The sequence below is a fragment of the Rathayibacter sp. AY1B6 genome (genome assembly GCF_002932755.1).
GTDB lineage: Bacteria > Actinomycetota > Actinomycetes > Actinomycetales > Microbacteriaceae > Rathayibacter.
This window is the reverse complement of record NZ_PSWL01000003.1, coordinates 132,609-148,379: the sequence shown is the minus strand read 5'-3', so window position 1 is coordinate 148,379 and position 15,771 is coordinate 132,609. Positions and strand designations below refer to the sequence as shown.

Below are 15,771 nucleotides of genomic sequence, written 5' to 3'. Positions count from 1 at the left end.
CCGGCGACCGAGCCGCCCGGTCGTGGGCCTCAGAGTGCGGCTCCGCGCCAGATGCGCACCGGCGCGACCACCTCCCACCCGAGGGCGAGGTAGAGGGAGCGGCCGTCCGTGCTCGCGACGAGGAGACCGCTGCGGGCGCCCTCGACGCGGGCCCAGGCGGTGAGGGAATCGACGACCTGCCGCCCGAGCCCGCGCCGGCGGAACCGCGCATCGGTCTCGATCCGGTCCAGCACCGCCACCGTCCCGTTCACGGCGGCGCTGCCGCGGGCGGCGACGACTCCCTCGACCAGCAGCCGGACGGTCGCCACTTCGTCGGCGGCCTCGAGCACGGCTCCCTCGACGGTGCGACCCGGGCCGAGGAGCGCCGCCATCAGGCTCTCGTCGCCCGCGACGAGCTCCAGCCCGGCGGCGGGCGCGAGGCGGGCGTCGTCGCCCACTCCCACGATCGTCAGCCACTCCGCGGGGCCCGCTGTCCGCTCGGCGCCCTGCTGCAGCGCGGAGGGCGACGGATCGACCAGGATCCGCTCCCGCGTGCGGGACTCCGCTCCGACGTCGACCAGCCAGGCCCCGTCCTCGCGGACGCGCTGCACGCCGCGTGCACGGCACCAGCCCCCGATCCAGTCGTCCACCCGCTCCGTCGTCGTGATCACGCCCCGAGAGTAGCCGCGACCGGACGGGTGCGGGCACGGAAGCAGGCTCCCCGGGCGGTGGTCGTCCGCCGACGCCACGACCGCCCAGGCCAGGACCGCCCACGCCAGGACCGCCCCCTCCGCACGGCGATCCGCCGGGCGCTCCCGTTGTCAACCTCAGTGCCACGGCGCCGTCCCCGGCCCTACCGTCGGCGCGAGACATCCGCTGCACCGCCGGGACCCTGACGGCCGTGCCGAGAGTGAGGGGCCGATCCGATGCCCAGGCAGAAGGGCGACCCGCGGAGCACCACCCGAGTGCTGCGCGAGCTGGTCGCCGCGTTCGAGGACCCGGGAGCCGTGCACCCGGCGCTGGCCCGGCAGGTGCGGAGCGCCGCCCGCGAGCTGCTCGGCGTCTCGGAGCGGGAACCGCTGCGCCTGCGCGTGCGGATGCCGACCCTGATGGTCCCCCGCTCGGTCGTGGACGAGGTGCCCGATCCGCCCCCGGTGCCGCCCGCCGCGCTCTGAGCCTGCGGCGCTCGTACACTCGGACGATGCGACACGGCATCGTCATCCTCCCGCAGGACCCGTGGGCCGAGGCTCGCCGGAAGTGGCAGTCGGCCGAGGGCCTGGGCTTCGACCACGCGTGGACGTACGACCACCTCTCCTGGCGCTCCCTCGCCGGCGAGCCGTGGCACGCGACCGTCCCCACCCTCACCGCTGCTGCGATGGTGACCGAGACGCTCCGCCTGGGCACGTTCGTGGCCTCCCCGAACTTCCGCCACCCGGTGCCGTTCGCCAAGGAGATCGCGACGCTGGACGAGATCTCGGGCGGTCGGACGGTCCTCGGGGTCGGCTCGGGCGGCACGGGCTTCGACGCGCGCGTGCTCGGACAGCCCGAGTACTCGCCCCGGCAGCGGCACGAGCGCTTCTCCGAGTTCGTCTCGGCCCTCGACGCGCTGCTGCGCTTCGAGGAGCCCGGCTCGGGCGGCGTGGACCTCGAGGGGGAGTGGTTCACCGCCCGCTCGGCGCGCATGGTGGGCGAGCCCGTGCAGCGCCCTCGCGTCCCGCTCGTCCTCGCCGCGAACGGGCCGAAGGGCCTCGCGCTCGTCGCCGAGCGCGGGCAGGGCTGGGTCACCACCGGCCCGGAGGGAGTGTCGAGCGAGGAGTGGTGGCGGGCGATCGCGTCTCTCTCCCGGCGGCTCGACGCAGCGCTCGAGACGGCCGGGCGCGACCCGCGCACCGTCGAGCGCCACCTGTCCCTCGACTCCGGGAGCGACTACTCCCTCGAGAGCGTCACCCGGTTCGAGGACATGGCCGGCCGGGCGGAGGAGCTCGGCTTCACGGACGTCATCGCGCACTGGCCGCGCCGGGACGGGATCTACGCGGGCGACGACGAGGTCCTCTACGAGGTCGCCTCGCGCTTCTGAGCGGGCCTCGATGTCTTCCGCGTCCGGGGCTCAGACCGCCCGGGCGCTCCCGCGGTCGACGAGACGGGCGGGCAGGAGGCGGATCGACGGCTCCTCGCCGCGGGACGGCTGCTCGATCCGCTCGACGAGGGTGTCCACCAGGTGCGCGCCGAGTTCGGCGGGGCCGGTCTCGACATAGCTGTAGGGGAGTGAGAAGTCGCGGGCGAACTCCGCCGAGTAGAGGCTCACGACCGAGAGCTGCTCGGGCACGACGACGGCCCGTCGGCCGAGGATCGCCGGGAGCATCGCGATCGTGCGGTCGCTGTGGACGACCAGCGCCGTGAGACCGGGGTGGTCATCGAGGAACGCCGCGACCATCGGCTCGACGGCGTCGGCGGCGGTGGCGGCCGGGCGCAGCACCAGCTCGATGCCGAGCCGGCCGGCGGTCTCGAGAGCCGACTCGCGGAACCGGAGCCCGTAGGTGCCTCCGCGGTCGAAGACGCGCTCAGGAGGAGTGATGAGACCGATGCTCCGATGCCCGAGGGCGCCCAGGTGCTCGATCAGCAGGCGGGCCGCGTCGCCGAAGTCGAGGTCGAAGACGTCCACCCCGGAGGCGTCCGCGGGCACGCCGAGGGCGGCACCGGGCCGCCGCGAGGCGCGCAGGACGGGCAGCCGGTCGTCGTCGTCCGCGACGCTCAGGAGGATCAGTCCGTCGACCTGGCCGGAGCGCGTGAGCCGGCGGACCGCAGCCGCCCCGTCGGCCTCGGTGGCCAGCAGCACGTCGTAGCCGAGCTCGCGGGCGCGGGCCGTGATGGGGAGCACGTACTCGACCATCGCGGGTGCGAACTCGTCCGGGTCGAAGTGGACGAGCAGGCCCAGCGCCATGGTGCGGCGCGTGGCGAGCGCTCGTGCTCCGGCGTTGACCGTGAAGTCGAGCTCGGCGATCGCGTCCTCGATCCGCTTGCGCGTCTCGGGGGAGATGCTGCGCTTGCCGGAGAGGACGTACGACACCGTGCTGCGCGAGACCCCGGCCGCTTTCGCGACGTCTCCGATCGTGGCCATCTCCACCCCCGCTCGAACCGTGTCGAGAGTGGCAGTGCGGCGCGGCGCACGCAACTCGGGCGCCGCGTCCGCTGCCCGAGGACCGGACGCTCCGGCTCCGGCGCTCTGCTCGTCCACGGCGCGCTCGTCCCCGTCGCGGCCCGTCCGGTCCCGACGGCACGCCGACGCGGCCGGGCGCACGAGGAGCCCGGCCGCGTCAGCGCGTTCTGGACGGATCAGCCGCAGCGCGCCGCACCGTAGGCCGGTGCCGTGGATCCGCTCGCCGCAGCGCCGTCGACAGTCCCCGCGATCCGCACGTCGAGAGCGCCGGCTCCGACGCTCGCAGCGCGGGTGCTGAAGGCGGCCGAGACCGTCTTGCCGGGAGCGACCCCGGTGAAGGTCTTCGTGCCCCAGGCCGAACCGATCGTGATGTCAGCGGCGACCGCGCTGGTGTTGGTCGCCGTCCCCGTGATCGTGACCTTCCCCGCCGTGCAGCGCGAGGCCGCCGTGCCGGTCACCGTCAAGCCCGCGGTCCGTCCGACGAAGGGCGTGACCGAGATCCTGTCGATGTTGGGCGCGTACTGCGAGGTGAGCAGGACGCCGGGGAAGGTGTCGGAGAGGTAGGTCGTCCCGTCGAAGCCCGGGAGCTCCTTCGAGGTGATCGCGATGGTGTTCGAGCCCTTCCTGAGCGTGACCGGCACGCTCAGGTCCCACAGCTGGTTCTGGTGGAACGTGTGCGGGAAGAGCACGCGCTGCGTCACTCCGTTGACCGTGATGTCCGCGTGGCGGGCGAGCGGGTCGGGGTTGTAGTGCGTCGCGGGGGACTGCTCCTCGTTGGAGTAGCGCAACGTGAGCGCGTACGTCCCGTCCTGCTCGGCCTTCACGTCGCCGAAGGTCAGGGTCGAATCGCCGTCGCGTCCGCCGCCGATGTTCCCGACGGCCTTGCCGCCCGACGCGAAGGACAGGTCGCGGACAGTGGCGGGGCCGGTGATCGTGGCCGCCTCCGCTTCGTAGCTCGTCGTCGCGGGCGGGTTCGCGCTCGCTCCGATGACGATCCGATCGACGAGGAGCGTGCCGCTCGTGCCGACGACCTCGATCTTGTTCACGCCGCCCGAGAGGAAGACCTGACGGGTCGAGCTCGCGCCCACCGGCCCGACCTTCACGTCGTTGACGTAGAGGTCGCCGGTGCCGCCGCCCAGGGTGTCCACCGTCACGGAGGACGGCGCGTCCTTCGCGGAGTAGCCCCAGACAGTGGTGGAGGCGCCGCTGGTGAGCATCGCCGTGCCCGATCCGGAGACCCCGGTGCGGGAGTAGTCGGCCGTCGCTCCGTTCTCGAGCGTGCCGGTTTCGGCCTCGTGGATCGAGGTCGCGGCGGCCGCGCTGGGGAGGGAGAGCTCGATCTTGTCGACGATCGCGTCGCCCACGGTCGACTTCGTGCCGGCGAGGTTCTTCGCGGCGAGCGAGATCGTGTGGGTGCCGGCGGTCAGCTTCACCTTCGTGTCCGCGTGGTCCCAGACCACGAACTTGTAGGCCAGCGGAAGGAGGATCTCCTGCTCCGCAGCGCCGTCGACGCTCAGGAACGCGTTGATCGGGCCCTGCTGGGCGTTGGCGGCGTAGGTGTTGAGGGAATTGGCGAAGACGCTGAGGTCGTACTCGCCGTCCTTCGGGACGGTGACCGCGAAGTCGAGCTTCAGGTCGCCGCCGGTGCGGATCCCGCCCACGTTGCGTCCACCCGAGGTGTAGAAGCCGCCGACGTTGGTCGGCGAGCCCTCGGGTCCGTTGAGGTTCCGCGATCCGGTGTAGCGAGCGTCCTCGGCCTCGTACTTCTGGCGGAAGTCGACGGGCGAGGCGGACGGCGACGACGCGTTGGCGCCCGGGGTCAGGACGACCTCGTAGGCGGAGTCGATGTCGAGCGCGGGGAGGGATCCGCCGAAGTCCAGCGAGAGGGCGCCGTCCACGACGGACGCGTCGAACTCCTTCACCGTCTGCGGGGCTCCCGAGTCGCCGACCTGGCCGGTCCAGCGGATCTCGCTGACCTCCACGTGGACCTTCGAGCCGAAGGTGGCGGCCGGGACGCTCTCGAACGCGACCTTCTGCGAGCCGCCGACGCCTCCGAAGAGGGCTCTCGCCTGCTTGGCGGCGGTGTCGAGGGTCGCGACGCCCTGGAGGGTGTAGCTCTGGCCGGGCTTGGGCGGCGTGACCGCGACAGTGTCGCCGGTCATCGAGGCGTAGGCGTTGAGGAGCCACCACTGGCCGTTGGCGCGGTTGGCCTGCACCGCGGAGTCGGAGAGGTTGCCGTCGATGTTCCAGTAGGCGATGTCGCCGTCGACCTTCTTGTCCTCGAGCGCGCTGATCCACTGGACCATCTGGCCGGGCACGGAGGTGTGGTAGTTGAAGGCGTACTCGTTGAGGTTCACCGGCAGGTGCTTCCCGGCGTAGGACGTGCCCGCGTACAGCTCGTCCTCCCAGGCCCGGAAGCGGTCGACGTTGGTGCGGATCTCACCCGGGGCGCTCAGCTCGTGCCAGGTCATCACGTCGGGGACGGTGTCCTGCTCGAGCGTGTGGGTCATGAACCCGCGGACCTGGTCGTAGAGGACGCTGGTGTTCGGTCCGGCGATGCGGGCGTCGGGCATCCTGTCGCGGATCAGCGCGTAGGTGCTGTCCCAGGCCGCGAAGAACGCGGTCGGGTCCTCCAGCCAGCTCTTCCCGTTGTAGCTCCACTTCCCGTTGCCGAACATGTTGCCCTCGGGCTCGTTGAACGGCACGAACACGATGTTGTCCTGGTACTCCTCGGGGAGCGCGAGCACCTGGTCGACCTGCGTGGCGATCTTCGCCTGGTAGTCGGCCAGCTTCTCCTGGGGAGTGCTGCCCGGCCACTCGTAGGGGAAGCCGCGGTAGATGTCCGTCATGTAGATGTAGGTGTCGCCGTCCGAGGTGTCGGCGACGGCTTTCGCGACGCTGAGCGCGTCGGCGCCCGGGTGCTGCGGCCCGTCCTGCGCCTTGGTCGAGACCGTGCGCAGGTCGATCCCCTCGAGGAGGTTGTCGGAGGGGAGGCCCTCGCCGTAGACCCCGTAGAGGGTGCCGGACGCGCCGCCCATGAACTCTCCGGTGCTCGTGCCGAGGTCGATGGTCATCTCGTCGAGTGCGCGCACCGTGACGGTCGCCGTGACCGCGGTGCCGAGGCCGGTGACGGTGCCCTTCACGGTGAAGGTTCCGCGCTTCGCGTAGGCGGCAGCGGGGACGCTCTCCCAGGTGACCGGGGCGTCGCGGTTCACGCCGTCGGAGTAGGTGGCGGGGACCCCCGGCAGGGCCGGCGCGACGCCGATGCCGGTAGTGACCGCGACGCTCGTCGAGAGAACGCCGGTGACGGCCGGTGCGGCGTCGCCCGCCAGCCCCCGGACCTGAGCGGCGGTCAGGGCGCGGTTGTAGACGCGGAAGTCGTCGATCGCTCCGTCGAAGTAGGGGTGCACGTTCCAGAGCGCCCGGCCGATGTTGCCGCTCTTGGAGGCGGAGGCGGAGTAGAGCTGCTTCGCGAGATCGACGGAGGCGGGAGCCGTCGCGACCTGCAGACCGTTGAGGTAGAGGGTCACGGTCGTGCCGTCCATCGTCGCGGTGACGTTGACCCACTGGTCCTTCTGCAGCGGCGAGGAGCTGGAGACCCCGGTCTCGCCGCCGTCCTTCAGCTGCTTGATGATCGCGCGGGCGCTGCCGCCGTCGAACGACGGAGCGAAGGCCGACGCGGCGTCGGGGCTGATGCCCAGGCACCACAGCCACTGGAAGCCCCCGGTGCCGGACCACTTCGTCCAGGCGGAGACGGTGGTCTGCGTCACGCCCTGGAAGAGCCCGTTCGGCACGGTCAGGTAGGGCGCGGAGGTCGAGTCCGCCGCGCCCCCGGGAAGGTCGATCGCCGTCGTACCGGCCTTCCGACCCGCGACGTACGTCGCTCTCGCGCTGTTGACGACGGTGCCGTCGAGCTTCTTCGACGAGAGGTCGGCGACCGTGGATCCGGACACCTGCCCCTGCTCGAAGTCGTACTGGAGGATGAGCGCGTCGGCGGGGACGGAGGTGTCGGCCGCGGAGGCGGACTCGGCGCTCGGGAGAGCGACGGCGAGGGCGGCGAGTGTCGCGGCACTCAGCGCGAGGGCGAGGGAGCGGGTGCCGCGCCTCGGGGAGGACATCGTTGTCACGCTGGTCACTTTCTGTGGGGACAGCCGGCCGGACGACGGCGGGCGTCGGTCCGGGGTCGGAGCAACAGTGCTTCGAACCGGTTCGACAAAACTAGGTTCCGGGCCTGCGACACGCAAGAGGACCTGAGAAGTTCCTCGTCCGGCTCGCAGGTGACGGCGGTCGCTCGGGCTCTCGACGGGACTCGTCCGTCCGCCGGACCAGGACGAGCGCTCGACGGATCTGCTCCTCCGCCCGGGCCTGTGCCGCGTGCGGGAGGATGAGGGCATGACGCTCCCTCGGCCGACGCTCCTCTCCCCGCCGCTCCAGGACCGGCTGGCCCGGTGGTTCGACGAGGAGGCGCCGCCGGCCCCCTCGCTGAGCTGGGCCCTGTTCGACCGCACCGGGCTGCTCGTCCACCACGGCCGCGGCGAGCACCGCCTCGACGGGGCCGCTCCCGGGCCCGGGACCGTGCACCGCATCGCCTCCATGTCCAAGAGCTTCGAGGCGGCGGCGGTGCTGATCCTGCGCGACCGCGGGCTGCTCCGCCTCGACGACCGCATCGCCGATCACGTTCCCGCGTTCACCGATCCGGTCGACTCCGCGGGCCGGACGCTGCCCGTGACGATCCGGATGCTCCTCAGCAACTGCTCGGGGCTCCCGGAGGACAACGGCTGGGCCGACGACGTCATGGCTCTGACGCGGGAGGAGTTCCTCGAGGTCGTCGGCCGCGGGCTGACCTTCACGGAGCGGCCGGGCGAGGTCTACCAGTACTCCAACATCGGCTTCTGGCTGCTCGGCGTGCTCGTCGAGAACGTGACCGGCGAGGACTTCCCCTCCTTCGCGACGCGGACGATCCTCGAGCCGCTCGGTCTCCACGACACGCGCTACAACAGCGGCCACTACCCCGACGGCACCGACCTGGCGGCCGGCTTCAGCACCTTCGACGACGGAGCGACCTGGGTGCCCCGCCCCGTCACCGGCACCGGAGCGGGCGCCTGCGCGGCGAGCATGTTCAGCACGGTCGGCGACATCGCCCGCTGGAGCGGCTGGCTCTCCTCCGCATTCGAGGGCGAGGACGGCGCGGACGACGATCCGGTGCTGAGCCGCGCCTCCCGCCGCGAGATGCAGCGCGGCTGGACGCCGGTCCCCGCGCTGGGCCCTCGCGCCGTCGAGAGCACGCTCGACGGCTCCGCCTACGGGTTCGGCCTGGTCGTCGAGCACGACGTCCGCTTCGGCGGGATCGCCCACCACTCCGGCGGCCTGCCGGGCTGGTCGTCGAACATGCGCTGGCATCTGGAGTCGGGCCTGGGGGCCGTGGTCTTCGCGACCGCGAACGGGGCGAAGCTCGCCGCCGCCGCGACGGGACTGCTCCGCGCCGCCCTCGAGGACACCGCTCCGCCGGCGCGGACCATCGCCCTCCTCCCGTCGACCCTCGCCGCGGCCGCCGCCGTCGAGGCCGCGATCGTCGCGGGAGACCTCGCCCGGGCGGGGGAGCCGGGCAGTGGCGCCCTGTTCAGCCCCAACCTGCTGAGCGATGTGCCGGCCGACGTGCGCGCTCGCCGCCTCGGCACGGCGATCGCGGAGATCGGCGGGCTCGCCGAGGACCCGACCGCGCGGCCGCTGGCAGAGCGATTGCTCTGGAGCGCCTCCGCAGCGCAGGCGGCCTTCCTCCTGCCGGGCCGCGACGGGGAGCTCGAGTGCCGGTTCGAGACCACGCCGACCGTCCCGGCCCTGATCCAGCGCCTCGAGATCGTCGTGCGCGAGACGCCGACGGCAGCCCTCCCGGTCGTGCGCTTCTACCGCCCTCAGGTCGGCTAGCGGTCGGAGACGAGGCGCGGGCGTGCCGGACCTCCACCCTCCCGGCACGCGGAACGGCGGGCGGCCCTCGAGGGACCGCCCGCCGTCACGCTCCCGCGGTCAGCGGATCGTCGTGCTCGCCGTGTCCGCATTGCTGCGGATCGACGGGTCGGGCGTCTTCGTCGAGAACGCCGCTCCCAGCGCGGTCGCCGTGCCCGGGACGGTCGCCCTCACCGTGATCTTCTCCGACACGGTCCGCCCGTCCGCCAGGCCGACCCGCTGGAACACCACGACGTTCCCGACCCTGGTGTACGAGCCGGTCGCCGAGACGAACTGCACGCCCGCGGGCAGGACGACCTGCGAGAAGACCGACGCCGCGGGGGCCGGACCGGCGTTCGTCGTGATGAGGGTGTAGGTGAGCGTCCTCCCCTTCACCGCCGAGACGGGCCCGGAGAGGTCGACGCGCAGATCGGCCTTCGTCGCGACCTGCTTCGGCGAGACCGTCAGCGTGCTCGTCGCCCGTGCCGTGCCCGCCGAGTTCACGGCCCGGATGCTGAAGGTGGTGGTGCCGGCCGTGGTCGGCGTCCCGGAGAGGCGCCCGGTCGCGTCGAGGGTGAGCCCGGCGGGCAGTGCGCCGGAGACCAGGGAGACCGACGGGGCGGGCGTGCCGCTCACCGCGTAGCGGAAGTCGTAGGCCGAGCCGACGACGCCCGCCGCGACCGTCCCGGAGAGGGTCGGCGCGACCGTCGGCGACGAGACGGTGACGGTGCTGGTGGTCTCCGCGGAGGCGGTGCCGGTGCGGGCCGCCAGCGTGAACGCGAAGGTGCCCGCCTCGGACGGAGTCCCCGACAGGCGTCCGGCCGGAGTGAGGGTGAGGCCGGGCGGGAGCGCACCGGAGGAGACGTCCACTGACGGCGCGGGGAAGCCCGCGACGGTGTAGGCGAAGTCGTAAGGGGTGCCGACGACGCCCGCCCCGGGGGTGCCCGAGATCGCGGGTGCCGCGTCCGCGGGGGAGACGACGACGGTGCTGGTGGTCTCCGCGCTCCCGGCGGTGCTCGAGGCCCGCAGCGTGAAGGTGGAGCGGCCGGCGGTGGTCGGCGTCCCGGTCAGGCCGCCGCGCTCATCGAGGCTCAGGCCCGCGGGGAGCCGGCCGGAGACGAGCGAGACCGTCGGGGCGGGGGTGCCCGTCACGCTGTAGTCGAAGTCGTACAGGGTGCCGACCGTCGCGGCGGGCGGGTCGCCCGCCAGCGTCGGCGCGACCGTCGTCTCCGCGACGGCGAAGGTGTGCGTGGCGCCGACGGTGGCCCCGAAGGGGTTCCGTGCGGAGACGGCGAAGGTGGACGTCCCCGCGGTCGTCGGCGTGCCGGAGAGGAGTCCGGACGCGCTGAGGGTCAGGCCGTCGGGGAGGGAGCCGGAGGCGACCGCGAACGAGGCGGGGCGGTCGGCCGCGAAGGTGTACGAGACGGCCGCTCCGAGCGACCCGGACGCGGGAGGAGTATCCGCCGTCAGGACGGGACGCGGGCCCCGGGCCAGGACGTGATCGGGTCCGGCCGCGAGAGCGGTCGTGCCGGCGAGACCCGCGGGGAACTGCAGCTGCCCGGCCGAGCTCCGGCCCCAGCCGACGACCGTGCCGTCGCCCTTCAGCGCGAGGCTGTAGTCCGACGCGGCGGCGATCGCCACGACTCCGGACAGACCTTCCGGCACCGTGGTCTGGCCGTAGTCGACGACGACCGAGTCGGAGCTCGCACCCCAGGCGACGACGGTGCCGTCCTCCTTCAGCGCGAGGCTGTGGGTCTCTCCCGCCGCGACGGCGACCACGCCCTCGAGGCCCGCGGGGACGTCGGTCTGCCCGTAGAGGTCCCAGCCCCAGGCGACCACCCTGCCGCCGGACACGGCGAGGCTGTGGCGCTGGCCCGCGGCGATGGCCGTGACGTCTCCGAGCCCGGTCGGGACCAGGCCCTCGCCCAGCCCGTTGCTGCCCCAGGAGGTGACGGTGCCGTCGCTGCCGAGCGCGAGGCTGTTGTCGCGGGAGGACGAGATCGCGACGATCCCGGTCAGCGCGGCGCTCCTCGAGACCTGTCCGTCACCGTCGTAGCCCCAGGAGACGACGGTCCCGTCGCTCTTCAGAGCATGGCTGCTGTAGTCGCCGGCGGAGACCGCGACGACCCCCGTGAGACCCTCGGGGACGCTGGTCTGCCCGGACGAACCGCGGCCCCAGGCGACGACCCTGCCGTCGCCGTTCGCGGCGAGGCTGTGGGTCCGGCCCGCGGCGAGGGAGAGGGCGCCCTCGACCCCGGCCGGGACCGTGGTCTTCCCGTCGGCGCTGCTTCCCCAGGCCGCCACCCCGAGGACCGGGGCCGACGGAGCGGCGACCGCCGCGAGGGGGACAGCGGCGCCGACGAGGAGCGCGACGGTGGCGGTCAGCCCGAGCAGGCCCCGCCGGAGCCGTCGCGCCGCCCCTGGATCCCGCGGCTGCGACGTGCCGTCCTCGACGGCGGGAGGAGGAGGGACGGTGCTGGAGCGCATGTGCTGCCTTCGGTCGGGACGGCCCTCATCGGCCGCCCTCGAACCGTGGCACGGCCGTCCCGCCGCTGACAATGTCCTCTAGCGGCCCTGTCCGGAAGAGGGCGCCGCGGAGCACCGCCTTCGGCACGCCCTCCCGGTGGGGCGGCTGACGACCGCTCAGCGCGGTCGGAACGGAGACCCCGCCCCTCCCGCGTACGGGGCGTCCGCCTGATCGAAGTCCCAGCCGCCGGCGGGTGAGGGGCGGACGACGACCGGCGCCCTGGTGGGGGTGGGCGTCGCCGTGGGAGTGGGAGTCCTCGTCGGCGTCGCCGTCGGAGTGGGAGTCCTCGTCGGCGTCGCGGTGGGCGCGGGAGCGGGCGCCGAGCCCTGCCCGGTGTGCCAGCGGAAGATCGCGTCGATGCCGTCCTGGTTCACCCACGACGGCGCGTTGTGGCCGAGCCCGTGCGTCCGCACAGTCGCCTCCCTCGCCGTCGGTGTCGCTCGCGAGACGAGGGCGAGTCCGTGCAGAGCGGGCGGAACGCTCGGGTCCGGGTGCGCCGTGTCGGAGACCACGGCGCGGATGTTCGCGCCCGCCCAGGCGGAGGCGGGCAGCCGCTTCGGGTTGTGGGAGTCGATCTGAGCGGTGCTGCCGTCGAAGGCGCCGCCGATCGAGAAGCGGCCTCGCGCGGTGCGGCTGTAGGTGTCGCGCAGGTCGTAGACGCCGTTGACCAGGTACACGCCGTTGATCCCCGGGAAGACCCGGGCGCCGTAGTTCTCGCAGGCGAGCGCCCCGCCCGCTGACATCGCCCAGAGGTAGCTCGCGGCGATCGGGAACTGGCCGGAGAGGTAGGCGTAGCCGTTCCGCTGGTGCTTCTGCGCGGTGTCGTTGGTCCAGACCGTGCCGCCGAGCGTCTGGCAGATCGCGATGGCGCCCCGCTCGACGGCGAGCTCGGCCGGGTACTGGAAGACGCTGGACAGCGACGTGTGGTCGGCCTGCGCCGAGTGGATGAACCAGATGACCGGGACGGGCGCCGCCTGCCGCGGCTTCACCGTCTGCGGGACGAAGACGCGCGCGAGGTCTCCGCCGATCGAGATCGTGAGGACGTCGTAGAGGACGCCGCGGTTCTTCGTCGTCACATTGATCGTCCGGGACTTCTCCCCGGGGAGGCCGGGAACGGGGGAGGCGGCGGCGGAGACGGCCGGGAGCGCCGCCGCCCCCAGGGCGAGAGCACCGGAGAGCGCGCCGCCCATGACGGTGCGCCGCCGGAGACCGGGGGCTCGGGAGGGGGTTCCTGCGGATTCGTCGGGGGACACGGGAGCTCCTCGTGCAGTGACCGCGCGCCGACGAGATCAGCGGACGGTCCGGGTCGGCGGGGGGTCTGCGGACAACGCTAGCGGGAGGACGGACCTGTCGCTCCGTCCATCTGCGTCAGTCGCTCGGCGACGGCAGCTGCTGCTCCGTCGCGCCGGGCAAGGCGAGTCCTCGACGCACTGTTCGTGGCCGCCGGACGGGCGTCCGGAGCGACGACGCCTCCTCTCGTCCGGCCCGTCCTAACGGTCGGCCCGCCCCAGCATCACTCCAGCACGGACCCCAGCTCCGCCAGGACCTCCGCGACCCGGGCCCGCGCCCGTGCGTCGAGCCCGCGGACCGGACGCGGGAGGCAGCGCGCCTCGGCCAGACCGAGCTGCTCCGCCATCGCCGCGACCACGCGGTAGCTGCCGCCGTGCTCCGCGAAGAGGTCCCAGACGGGCTGCAGGCGCGCCGATGCCGCGCTCGCGGCAGCCTCGTCGCCCGACTGCGCCGCCCGGGCGATCGACAGCGCCGCCCGCGGGAAGAGGCCGCCGATCACCGAGTACCAGGCGTCGCAGCCGCCGAGAAGCCCGCGCGCACCGGCGGCGTCCCCCGAGACCCCGATGGTGACCCCTTCCGGCACCCGCGCCCTGATCTCGCGCACGTGCGCCGCGGCGGAACCCGCCCCCTCCGGCACACCGGGGATCTTGAGGGAGGCGACCCGCGGCAGCCGGGCGACGGCCCCGTAGAGGTCGTCGGAGAAGGAGAAGCGCGTGGTCCCGGGGTTGTCGTACACGACGAGCGGCACCGAGAGCTGAGCCGTCACGTCCTCGTAGAGCCCGAGCACGTCCTCGTCCGTCAGCGGCTGGTAGCCGAGCGGCGCCAGGAGCACCGCGCTCGCCCCGGCGGTCTGCGCGTCCTCGGCGAGCGCCAGCACCTGCGAGGTGCGCAGCGCCCCGATCCCGATCACGACCGGCACCGGGCCGGCGCTGCGGACGGCGATCTCGGCGGCGCGCCGGCGCTCGCCGCGGTCCAGGTACGGAGCCGAGCCGGTCGACCCCAGCGCGCCGATCGAGTCGACTCCCGCCAGCGCGAGCCGCTCGACGAGAGCGGCGAACGACCGCTCGTCGATGCTGTCGTCGCGCAGCGGTGTGAGGGGGAAGGCACTGAGTCCGGTGAGCACGTCGGTCCGTTCGCTGGGGGCGGGAGGGGCCCGGCCAGTCTCCCCGGCGGCAGGAGCGCGGTCGAGGCCAGAACCGCCGGGGGCCGGGGGACCAGCCGTCACTCCGCGTCGAGCACCACTCGGGAGTGGAGTCCGAGCCGGTCGAGGAACGCCTCGTCGTGGCTGACGACGATCAGGCCGCCCCGCCACGCGGCGAGCACGTCGACGAGGTGGTCGGCCGTGGCCGTGTCGAGGTCGTTCGTCGGCTCGTCGAGCACCAGCAGCTGCGGCGCGGGCTGCGCCAGCACGAGCCTGGCGAGGGCCACGCGGAAGCGCTCGCCGCCCGAGAGCGTCACGATCGGCCGATCGACCACGTCGCCGCGCACAAGGAGCCGCGCGAGGGCGTTCCGCAGCTCGACGACCGGAAGGTCCGGCGCGGCCCGCGCGACGTGCTCCCGTGCGGTCGCCTCCTCGTCGAGAAGGCTCTCGCGACGCTGCGGAAGCCAGCCGATCCGGTCCGTGAGTGCTGCGGCCGTCGTGCCGGGCAGCGGATGATCACGCGCTCCCGCCGCGCCGACGAGCTGCTCCAGGAAGGTCGTCTTCCCTATCCCGTTCGCGCCGGTCACGGCGATCCGTTCCGGCCCCTGGAGGACCGTGGTCCGACCGCCGACCGTCAGCTCGGCGAGGCGACGTCCCGCCGCGACCCCGGGGTCCGGCAGGTCGAGGCGGACCCGGTCGTCGTCCCGCACCGCTCGCGACGCTGCGTCGACCCGCTCGCGGGCCTGCGCCTCCGCGGCGCCGTGCCCGGAGCGCAGGCGCCCCGCGGTCGCCTCGGCCCGGCCCTTCCTGGCGTGCGCGAGGATCGCCGGCATCGACTCCGCCGATCGCGCTCCCGCCCGCGCCCGGCGCGCGATGGTCGTCTCGGCCTCGATGCGCTGCCGCCGCTCGGCGCGCAGCAGCCGGTCGGCGTCGCGCAGATCGCGCTCCGCGGCCGCCTGCTCGAGGGCGAGCCGCTCCTCGAACGCCGAGAGCGTCCCGCCGGAGGTGCGGACCGCGCCGTCGCGCAGCTCCGCGATCTCGTCGACGTGCTCGAGCAGCTCCCGGTCGTGGCTGACGAGCACGAGCGTCCCGCGCCACCGGTCGACCAGGTCGAGCAGAAGCCCCCGGGAGCGCCGGTCGAGGTCGTTCGTCGGCTCGTCGAGCACGGCGATCGGCCGGTCGCGCAACCGGACGCCGGTCACGGCCGTGAGGACGGCCTGCCCTCCCGAGAGGGTCGCGACCGGCCGCAGCAGGTCCGCCTCCTCCAGGTCGAGACCGGCGTCGCCGAGTGCGGCGAGCGCCCGGGCCTCGAGGTCCCAGTCGTCCGCGAGCACCTCGAAGTGCCGCGGATCCGCGTCGCCGCGGAGGATCGCGTGCAGCGCGTCCAGGCGCTGCCGGATCCCGAGGAGATCGGCGCCGGTGTCGTCGGGCCCCCGCCGGAGGCGCTGGGGCAGCAGGTCGACGGGTCCCGTCGTCGAGACGTTCCCGGCGGAGGGGGAGAGGTCGCCCGTGACTAGGCGGACGAGGGTCGACTTGCCGGCGCCGTTCGCGCCGACGAGACCGGTGCGACCACGGCCGAACGCAGCGGTGACGCGATCGAGGACGACGGAGCCGTCGGGCCAGACGAACGTGCAGTCGTGGAGGACGACGGCGGGCGGGGTGGTGCGGGACGTGGAGGGCACGGTGCTCCAGGGGTCGGTGTCGGCGCACGACGACCACCGGGCTCCGAGGGAG

At 73.7% G+C, this 15,771-nt stretch carries 10 protein-coding genes; 3 read left to right on the top strand and 7 right to left on the bottom strand.

Annotation, left to right across the window (positions count from 1 at the left end):
* Positions 1-29: 29 nt before the first annotated feature.
* The gene (locus C5D08_RS17165) at positions 30-650 is read right to left on the bottom strand and encodes a GNAT family N-acetyltransferase (protein WP_219812808.1); all 621 of its coding nucleotides are present in this window, start codon (positions 648-650) and stop codon (positions 30-32) included.
* Positions 651-905: 255 nt separating this feature from the next.
* Here C5D08_RS17165 and C5D08_RS02505 point away from each other — a divergent pair, with 255 nt between their 5' ends.
* Both C5D08_RS02505 and C5D08_RS02500 read left to right on the top strand, forming a co-directional pair.
* On the top strand, positions 906-1,154 hold the full coding sequence (locus C5D08_RS02505) for a hypothetical protein (RefSeq protein ID WP_146086047.1): 249 nt from the start codon (positions 906-908) through the stop codon (positions 1,152-1,154).
* Positions 1,155-1,180: 26 nt separating this feature from the next.
* Positions 1,181-2,056 (top strand): LLM class flavin-dependent oxidoreductase, encoded by an 876-nt coding sequence (locus C5D08_RS02500; RefSeq protein WP_104275659.1) that lies wholly within the window; start codon positions 1,181-1,183, stop codon positions 2,054-2,056.
* A gap of 30 nt (positions 2,057-2,086) precedes the next feature.
* Here the strand turns inward: C5D08_RS02500 and C5D08_RS02495 are convergent, their stop codons facing one another.
* Together C5D08_RS02495 and C5D08_RS02490 are read right to left on the bottom strand one after the other, a co-directional pair.
* Complete coding sequence (locus C5D08_RS02495) at positions 2,087-3,097, bottom strand: LacI family DNA-binding transcriptional regulator (RefSeq protein ID WP_104275701.1); 1,011 nt, start codon at positions 3,095-3,097, stop codon at positions 2,087-2,089.
* 215 nt (positions 3,098-3,312) lie between these two features.
* Positions 3,313-7,254, bottom strand: coding sequence for a LamG-like jellyroll fold domain-containing protein (locus C5D08_RS02490; protein WP_104275658.1), 3,942 nt, complete (start codon positions 7,252-7,254; stop codon positions 3,313-3,315).
* A gap of 274 nt (positions 7,255-7,528) precedes the next feature.
* On the opposite strand from C5D08_RS02490, the gene C5D08_RS02485 reads away from it, so the two are divergent.
* Complete coding sequence (locus C5D08_RS02485) at positions 7,529-9,061, top strand: serine hydrolase (RefSeq protein WP_104275657.1); 1,533 nt, start codon at positions 7,529-7,531, stop codon at positions 9,059-9,061.
* A 99-nt stretch (positions 9,062-9,160) separates the two neighbouring features.
* Here C5D08_RS02485 and C5D08_RS02480 read toward each other — a convergent pair whose 3' ends face one another.
* The 4 genes from C5D08_RS02480 to C5D08_RS02465 all read right to left on the bottom strand — a co-directional run bounded on the left by C5D08_RS02480 (position 9,161) and on the right by C5D08_RS02465 (position 15,719).
* Complete coding sequence (locus C5D08_RS02480) at positions 9,161-11,566, bottom strand: putative Ig domain-containing protein (protein WP_104275656.1); 2,406 nt, start codon at positions 11,564-11,566, stop codon at positions 9,161-9,163.
* 156 nt (positions 11,567-11,722) lie between these two features.
* Entirely contained in the window at positions 11,723-12,859 is a 1,137-nt protein-coding gene (locus C5D08_RS16880; protein WP_181109964.1) for a hypothetical protein, read from the bottom strand.
* 260 nt (positions 12,860-13,119) lie between these two features.
* Positions 13,120-14,019, bottom strand: coding sequence for a dihydrodipicolinate synthase family protein (locus C5D08_RS02470; protein WP_104275655.1), 900 nt, complete (start codon positions 14,017-14,019; stop codon positions 13,120-13,122).
* A 98-nt stretch (positions 14,020-14,117) separates the two neighbouring features.
* Positions 14,118-15,719 (bottom strand): ATP-binding cassette domain-containing protein, encoded by a 1,602-nt coding sequence (locus C5D08_RS02465; protein WP_104275654.1) that lies wholly within the window; start codon positions 15,717-15,719, stop codon positions 14,118-14,120.
* Between the last annotated feature and the right edge of the window lie 52 nt (positions 15,720-15,771).

Coding starts and splice junctions, on each gene's coding strand:
- C5D08_RS02490 (WP_104275658.1), bottom strand. CDS start 7,254: ATGTCCTCCCCGAGGCGCGGCACCCGCTCCCTCGCCCTCGCGCTGAGT.
- C5D08_RS02505 (WP_146086047.1), top strand. CDS start 906: ATGCCCAGGCAGAAGGGCGACCCGCGGAGCACCACCCGAGTGCTGCGC.
- C5D08_RS02495 (WP_104275701.1), bottom strand. CDS start 3,097: ATGGCCACGATCGGAGACGTCGCGAAAGCGGCCGGGGTCTCGCGCAGC.
- C5D08_RS02480 (WP_104275656.1), bottom strand. CDS start 11,566: ATGCGCTCCAGCACCGTCCCTCCTCCTCCCGCCGTCGAGGACGGCACG.
- C5D08_RS02500 (WP_104275659.1), top strand. CDS start 1,181: ATGCGACACGGCATCGTCATCCTCCCGCAGGACCCGTGGGCCGAGGCT.
- C5D08_RS02485 (WP_104275657.1), top strand. CDS start 7,529: ATGACGCTCCCTCGGCCGACGCTCCTCTCCCCGCCGCTCCAGGACCGG.